Source organism: Arthrobacter sp. 49Tsu3.1M3 (genome assembly GCF_900168135.1).
In the GTDB taxonomy this organism is placed as follows: domain Bacteria; phylum Actinomycetota; class Actinomycetes; order Actinomycetales; family Micrococcaceae; genus Arthrobacter.
Window position 1 is genome coordinate 86,293 of the sequence record NZ_FUZD01000017.1, and the last position, 6,561, is coordinate 92,853.

At 66.4% G+C, this 6,561-nt stretch carries 10 protein-coding genes; all 10 read right to left on the bottom strand.

Annotated features, from left to right (window positions below; genetic code table 11):
• Positions 1–24: 24 nt before the first annotated feature.
• The gene (locus B5X90_RS16165; RefSeq protein ID WP_079554790.1) at positions 25–690 is read right to left on the bottom strand and encodes a ribonuclease HII; all 666 of its coding nucleotides are present in this window, start codon (positions 688–690) and stop codon (positions 25–27) included.
• A gap of 10 nt (positions 691–700) precedes the next feature.
• Positions 701–1,705 carry a signal peptidase I gene (lepB, locus tag B5X90_RS16170; RefSeq protein ID WP_256860284.1) on the bottom strand — a complete coding sequence of 335 codons (1,005 nt, stop codon included), beginning with the start codon at positions 1,703–1,705 and terminating at the stop codon, positions 701–703.
• The gene (lepB, locus tag B5X90_RS16175; RefSeq protein ID WP_079554792.1) at positions 1,706–2,386 is read right to left on the bottom strand and encodes a signal peptidase I; all 681 of its coding nucleotides are present in this window, start codon (positions 2,384–2,386) and stop codon (positions 1,706–1,708) included.
• Positions 2,387–2,517: 131 nt separating this feature from the next.
• Positions 2,518–2,877, bottom strand: coding sequence for a 50S ribosomal protein L19 (gene rplS / locus B5X90_RS16180; protein ID WP_018773447.1), 360 nt, complete (start codon positions 2,875–2,877; stop codon positions 2,518–2,520).
• Positions 2,878–3,112: 235 nt separating this feature from the next.
• Positions 3,113–3,967 carry a tRNA (guanosine(37)-N1)-methyltransferase TrmD gene (trmD, locus tag B5X90_RS16185; protein ID WP_079554794.1) on the bottom strand — a complete coding sequence of 285 codons (855 nt, stop codon included), beginning with the start codon at positions 3,965–3,967 and terminating at the stop codon, positions 3,113–3,115.
• Entirely contained in the window at positions 3,968–4,555 is a 588-nt protein-coding gene (rimM, locus tag B5X90_RS16190; protein ID WP_179129164.1) for a ribosome maturation factor RimM, read from the bottom strand. It lies immediately after the preceding gene.
• A 123-nt stretch (positions 4,556–4,678) separates the two neighbouring features.
• Entirely contained in the window at positions 4,679–4,921 is a 243-nt protein-coding gene (locus B5X90_RS16195; RefSeq protein WP_079554798.1) for an RNA-binding protein, read from the bottom strand.
• 1 nt (position 4,922) lies between these two features.
• A complete protein-coding gene (rpsP, locus tag B5X90_RS16200; RefSeq protein ID WP_026266438.1) occupies positions 4,923–5,348 on the bottom strand; it encodes a 30S ribosomal protein S16 in 426 nt (141 codons plus the stop codon).
• Positions 5,349–5,566: 218 nt separating this feature from the next.
• Positions 5,567–6,004, bottom strand: coding sequence for a hypothetical protein (locus tag B5X90_RS16205; RefSeq protein WP_079554800.1), 438 nt, complete (start codon positions 6,002–6,004; stop codon positions 5,567–5,569).
• Between the two features lie 305 nt (positions 6,005–6,309).
• Positions 6,310–6,561, bottom strand: a 252-nt coding sequence (locus B5X90_RS16210; RefSeq protein ID WP_143264785.1) for an IS3 family transposase, incomplete at its 5' end; no start/stop codon positions are given.

Here is a 6,561-nt window from a genome sequence, read left to right on the forward strand (position 1 = left end):
GGCGCCGTCCCCACGCCAGCGCAGCTAGAGGAGCTGCCAGCTGACCCGGTGGTACGGCGTGGGACCGGCGGTCCGCAGCGCCTCCTTGTGCGCTGCGGTGCCGTAGCCCTTGTTCACGTCCCAGCCGTAGGCCGGGTACTGGGTGTGCAGCTCGCACATCATCGCATCGCGCTCGACCTTGGCGATGATGCTGGCCGCGGCGACGCTGAGGCACTGCATGTCAGCTTTGACCAGCGTGTGTACCGGGGCATCGCAGCCGGGTTCGGCGGGGGCATCGTCAAACAAGGAGGGCTGCAGATCCGGCGAGAGCCAGTTATGGCTGCCGTCCAGCAGCACCACCTCGGGCCTGACGCCGGCGGCGAGCACGGCAAACCAGGCCCGGTTCCCGGCGAGCCGGAGCGCTGCGATGATCCCGAGTTCGTCGATCTCGTTCGCGGACGCATGCCCCACGGCGGAGGCGACGCTCCAGTCCCGGACCAGCGGCACCAGCCGCTCCCGGTCCGCGACCTTGAGCAGCTTGCTGTCCCGGACATCGGCCAGGAGCTTCTGTTGCTGCAGGTCGACGACGGCGATCCCCACGCTGACGGGACCGGCCAGGGCGCCGCGGCCGACCTCGTCGATGCCCGCGAGGAGCCGTGCGCCGGAGCTGCGGAAGCGCCGTTCGTAGTCGAGGGTGGGTGCTGCTGACATGACGGGCGGCTTACTTTCCGGACGGGGCGGGGACGCTGCGGAAGACGTCCGGGTAGTTGTCCAGGGCCGACATCCGGTTCAGCGGCCACGCAATGACGGCGGCCTTGCCTTCGATGTCGGATTCGTTGACGAAGCCGCCGTTGGTGTCCATATGGGCGCGGGAATCCGCGGAGTGGTTGCGGTTATCGCCCATGACCCAGACCTTGCCCGCGGGCACGACGACGTCAAAGTCGCGGACCTGGGGAATCTCTGCGGAATTGATGTATTTCTCGTCCAGCGGCGCGCCGTTGACGGTGAGCTGTCCGCCGGCGTCGCAGCAGACCACGTGGTCACCCGGGAGCCCGATGACCCGCTTGACCAGGTGCTGTTCCGAGTTGTCCGGCAGCAGTCCGACGAACGTCAGCCCGTCCTGCACCCAGGTGAAGGGGCCCTTGGCCTTCGGGGCCGCGGGGGCGAGCCAGCCCTGGCTGTCCCGGAACACCACCACGTCCCCGCGCTGGAGCGCCATGGGCTCGGGCACGAGCAGGTTCACGAAGATGCGGTCGTTGACGTCGAGGGTGTTGACCATGGATTCGGACGGGATGTAGAAGGCCCGGAACAGGAAGGTCTTGATCAGGAAGGACAGCACGATCGCCACGACGACCACCGTGGCAACCTCCTTCAGCCACAGGAAGAGCGGGCTGCGCCCTTCACGGGCCTTGGCCTTCCTGGCCCGGCGGGAGGTCGGGTCGGCGTGGGCGGGGCCGTCGGCGCGCTCCCTCCCGGTCCCCTCAGAGGCGGTCGGCCCCGCCGCAGTCGACTCAGACGCGGTCGGCCCAGGCGCGGTCAGGGCAGTCTCCGACCGGGCAGCCTGGATACGATCAGCGCGCTGCGCACCGGCGCTGTCGTTCTGCGACGCCGGAGCCGGCGCACCAGCCGGTGGATCCGCCGGCTCATCCGCGGGAATCGCCGAGGCGGTAACCCGGGGTCGGTCCTGGCCCTGCGGATCAGGAGTGCGCGGTTCGGTCTCGGGCATCTACTGTCCGTTCGTCGTCGTCGTTGTCGCAGCCGGTTCGGGCCGCGCTACTGCTGCAAATCTATCAAGCGGCCAGATGATCTGTACCGGCCTGCCAATGACGCGTTCCAGCGGCACCATGCCCCCGCCGGGGGCGCCCAGGAGGCTCCGGGAATCGGCGGACATCGAGCGGTGGTCCCCCATGAGCCAGAGCCGTCCGGCAGGCACCTGGACTGCGAACTTCACATCGCTCGGGGTGTCCCCCGGATACACATACGGTTCCGCAACTTGCTGGCCGTTGACTGTGAGCCGGCCGCCGGCGTCGCAACAGACCACCCTGTCGCCGGGCAGTCCGATGACGCGCTTGACATACGTGGTGTCGCTGCCCGCCAGGCCAAGCCAGCGTCCGGCTTCGGCGAGGGCATCGACCACGGGGCCGTTGCCGCTGTTGAGCGGGGCGAAGGAACCGCGGCCGTCAAAGACGACGACGTCGCCCCGGCCCAGCGGCTCAGCCTGGAAGCCGGTCCGAGCCACCACGATCCGGTCCCCGGTGTGCAGGAGCGGCTCCATGGAGGCTGACGGGATGAAGAAGATGTCCACCCACAGGGAGCGGACCACGGCGCTGATGGCCACGGCGAGCACCAGGGCCAGCAACGCAAAACGCCAGCCCGGTTTCCTGGGCTGGCGTTTTGGCTGTTCCATGTTCCGTATCCCCTGGCGCTGTCGTGAACTAATGTGCGCTGTTGCGGATAGCTCCGGCGCCGCGCTAGCTGACGCACCGGATACGGTCCGTGGATCCGCGGTGAAAGACTGCGTTGGAAGTCTGGGAAGACTTACTTGGCGGTCTGGAAGTCGCGCTTTTCCTTGATCTTCGCGGCCTTACCACGCAGGTTACGCATGTAGTAAAGCTTGGCGCGGCGCACGTCACCCTTGGAGACGAGCTCGACCTTGTCGATGATCGGGGAGTGCACCGGGAAGGTACGCTCTACGCCGACACCGAAGGAGACCTTGCGGACAGTGAAGGTTTCGCGGACGCCATCGCCCTGGCGGCCAAGGACGAAGCCCTGGAAGACCTGGACGCGGGAGTTCTTGCCTTCGATGATGTTCACGTGAACCTTGATGGTGTCACCCGCGCGGAACTCGGGAACATCGGTGCGCAGCGAGGCTGCATCTACGGAATCGAGGATATGCATTGATCCACTCCTGGTGAACGCCACAGGTCACTCACGTTGGGTTACGGCGGCCAAGCCCGGTGGCATGCGCCGCCCGGAAATTTCCGCCGAAAGTTTGTCAATCCGGCTCTGTCAGGAGTAGACGGGGCCGGGGTGCCGGGCTGTTGGTAGCGCTCCCCCTGTGGCAGGTTCGCAACCCAGCAGGCACAAGGACTAATTTTGCCACATTTCGTGCGGGTTAGCCCAATCCCGGCGGTTAGGCGTCGGGACGGCGCAGCAGGCGGCCGTCGACGACGTCGTACCCCAGGTCGGAGAAGGCCGTGCGGTCCGCGCGCGGCAGCTTGCCGGCGTCGAACTCCACGAGGAGGTCGGGACGGCGTTCGGCGGTGCGCCGGTACTGCTCATGCCGGCGCCACTGGGCGATCTTGCCGTGGTTGCCGCTCAGCAGCACGGCCGGGACGTCCCGGTCCCGCCAGCTGGAGGGCTTGGTGTAGACGGGGTATTCGAGGAGCCCGTCCGAATGGGATTCCTCCACGAGGGACTCGGGGTTGCCGACGACGCCGGGCAGCAGCCGGCCGATGGCCTCGACCATGGCGAGTACGGCGACTTCGCCGCCGTTGAGGACGTAGTCCCCCAGGCTCATCGGGCGCACCGTGAAGTGCTCCGCGGCCCATTCCAGGACCCGTTCGTCGATGCCTTCGTAGCGCCCGCAGGCGAACACCAGCTGATCTTCCTCCGCCAGTTCGTGCGCGGTGGCCTGGGTGAAGCGCTCCCCCGCGGGTGACGGGACGATCAGGACAGGCTTGGCGGCGCCTTCCGGGCCGGCAGACTTGGGGGTGCCGGCGTCGTCAGGTGTGCCGGCGTCCCTTGCGTCAGCGGACCGCCCGGCGGCCACGGCGGTGAGGGCCTGCGCCCACGGTTCGGGCTTCATGACCATGCCGGCGCCGCCGCCGTAGGGGGTGTCATCGACCGTCCGGTGCCGGTCGGTGGTGAAGTCCCGCAGGTCATGGACTTTGAGGTCCAGCAGGCCGTCCTGGCGGGCCTTGCCGATCAGTGACAGCTCCAGCGGGGCCAGGTACTCCGGAAAGATGCTGACGACGTCGATTCTCATCTACGCGTTGCCCTGATCTTCGGAGTTCCGGGCCGCGGGATCTTGGACTGCGGGGTCTTGGGCCTCGGGCGCCTCGTCCGTGTTGACTTCGAAGAGTCCGGGCGGCGGGGTGACGAGCACGTACTTTTCAGCCACGTTGACCTCGGGCACAATCTGCTCGACGAAGGGGATCAGGACTTCCTTGCCGTCGTCCGTGGTGACCACCAGCAGGTCCTGCACGGGCAGCGTGTGCAGCGCCGAGACCTTGCCGACCACATTGCCGCCTACGCGGACCTCCAGGCCCACGAGCTCGTGCTCGTACCAGCCCTCGTCGTCGTCCTCGGCGCCGATGTCTTCGGTTTCGATGAACAGCTTGGCGCCGCGCAGGGTCTCGGCCTCGTTGCGGGTTTCGATCTCGTCGAAGGCCAGCAACAGGATGTCCTTGTTCCAGCGGGCGCTGAACACCGTCAGCGGCCCGGCCGAGGCGGGTTCCACGATGAACTGCGTGCCGGGGACAAAACGGTCGCCGGGCGCGTCGGTAAGCACCTGGACGGTCACTTCGCCGCGGATGCCGTGGGGCTTGCCGATTCGTGCCACCTGGAGCTGCATCTGTTCCTCTGTTCGGGGTTGGTGATTCTGAATTCTCTGGTGCGGAATTACGGGAAAACAGTCCGGCCCCTCCACCATTATCTGGTGAAGGGGCCGGACTCAAGACAAGTAGTGCTGAAAGCGTTACCGGCGGCGGTCGGTGTCGACGACGTCGACCCTGACCTGCTCGCCGTCCGCCAGCGCCGCAACCACAGTGCGCAGTGCGCGTGCGGTCCGGCCCTGCCGGCCGATCACCCGTCCGAGGTCGTCCTGATGAACGCGCACCTCGAGGGTTTCCCCGCGGCGGTTGTTCTTCGCACTGACCTTGACGTCCTCGGGGCTGTCAACAATCCCGCGGACAAGGTGTTCGAGCGCTTCTGCCAGCAATTTACTCAGCCTCGGTGGTCTCTGCTTCGGCGGCGTCGGCGGGAGCCTCGGCAGCTTCGTCCTTCTTGGCCTTCTTGGTGATGGCTTCCGGGATGATCACGGAACCCTTTTCCGGGGTAACGAAGGCAGCCTTGGGAGCCTTGGTCTTCAAGGTTCCCTCCTGGCCCGGGAGACCCTTGAACTTCTGCCAGTCACCGGTGATCTTCAGGATCGCGGCGACCTGCTCGGACGGCTGTGCGCCGACGCCGAGCCAGTACTGGGCACGGTCCGTGTCGACCTCGATGTACGAGGGCTCTTCGGTCGGGTGGTACTTGCCGATCTCTTCGATAGCACGGCCATCACGCTTGGAGCGTGAGTCCATGACGACGATGCGGTAGTACGGTGCGCGCATCTTACCGAAGCGCTTAAGGCGAATCTTTACGGCCACTTTTGTGGTCACTCCTGTTTCTGAAACGGGGTCGAGCCCGGCGTTCTGCACCCGTGGGGCGGGCCGTACTTGGGGGTTCTAAAGGACAAGATCCAGACGCGGAGAGAGGGGCCACGCAGATCGAGTACCTGTTCATTGTGCCAGATCACCGGCAGGATTTCGACTTGACACGTGCCCGGCGCGCCAGCGCGCGGCCTGAAAGCGGCCTCGAGGGCCGGTCAGGACGTCCAGACGTAGAGGCCGGACCTGGTGGCGGGGTCGACGCCGGCGGCGAGCTCGGCGATCCGGCGGACGTAGCCCCGGGCCTCGTCCGGGCCGAAGGGCATGTCCTCCTCGGCGGCCCAGTTCGCGGCGACATCCTCCAGGACGTCGCCCTCCCCTTCGGTTTCATAGCTGAGCAGTTCCGCCAGCGTGCGGACCATGGCCGCCGGGACGCCGAGCAGCGAGTCACTGGCCACGTCGACCATAGCCAGTTCATAGTCCGCGCCCGGGGCGTGAACGGCGACGCCGGCGAGGTCTCCCAACCGCTCCACCTCGAAATCGCTGATCTCCGGGATGCGGACGGCGCCCGGGGCAGCCGGGCTGCCGCCTTCGAGTGCGCCGGCGCGCTTGAGGGCTTCTTCGTGGGTGGACACAAAGAGTTCGGTGAATCCCATGCAGCTGATCCTTAGGGTTCGGCGGTCCGCAGACCGCTGTTTTCGACGTCGCTTCAGCCTAGCCGCTTCAGCATGTCCCCGGCCTGTCCGCTGGACATGCCCTCCCGTGACCCCGAGCAATGGACATATGGCAGCTATGTCCATTGCTGGCTGCGAGCAATGGACATGTTCCAGGGTCCTACTGCCGGAGAGTGGACATGTCCTTCGCTGGTCCCGGGGAACCTGCCCACCCAGGCCAACGCCGTTGGACATGCCCTCCCATGACCGTGAACTGGTCCCCGAAAGTTGGACTGGTTGGTAAGAGCCTAGGCTGCGAGGGCCTGGGCACGGTATTGCAGCGGGCTCAGGCCCTCAAGCTTTGTTGAGATCCGTTCGGTGTTGTACCAGCGGATGTATTCGTGCAGTGCCGCTGCCAGTGCGTCGGTGCTGATGAACCGGACATGGTGGAAGAGCTCTTCCTTGAGGTGACCGAAGAAGTTCTCGATCACCGCGTTGTCGTAGCAGTTGCCCTTGCGGGACATTGATTGAACCGCACCGGCACCCTCCAGAAGGACGCG

What these genes read in the sequence shown, in the direction of transcription:
- trmD (WP_079554794.1), bottom strand. Translation starts at nt 3,967, where the DNA reads ATGAGAATCGACGTCGTCAGCATCTTTCCGGAGTACCTGGCCCCGCTG.
- lepB (WP_079554792.1), bottom strand. Translation starts at nt 2,386, where the DNA reads ATGGAACAGCCAAAACGCCAGCCCAGGAAACCGGGCTGGCGTTTTGCG.
- B5X90_RS16205 (WP_079554800.1), bottom strand. Translation starts at nt 6,004, where the DNA reads ATGGGATTCACCGAACTCTTTGTGTCCACCCACGAAGAAGCCCTCAAG.
- rimM (WP_179129164.1), bottom strand. Translation starts at nt 4,555, where the DNA reads ATGCAGCTCCAGGTGGCACGAATCGGCAAGCCCCACGGCATCCGCGGC.
- lepB (WP_256860284.1), bottom strand. Translation starts at nt 1,705, where the DNA reads ATGCCCGAGACCGAACCGCGCACTCCTGATCCGCAGGGCCAGGACCGA.
- B5X90_RS16165 (WP_079554790.1), bottom strand. Translation starts at nt 690, where the DNA reads ATGTCAGCAGCACCCACCCTCGACTACGAACGGCGCTTCCGCAGCTCC.
- rplS (WP_018773447.1), bottom strand. Translation starts at nt 2,877, where the DNA reads ATGCATATCCTCGATTCCGTAGATGCAGCCTCGCTGCGCACCGATGTT.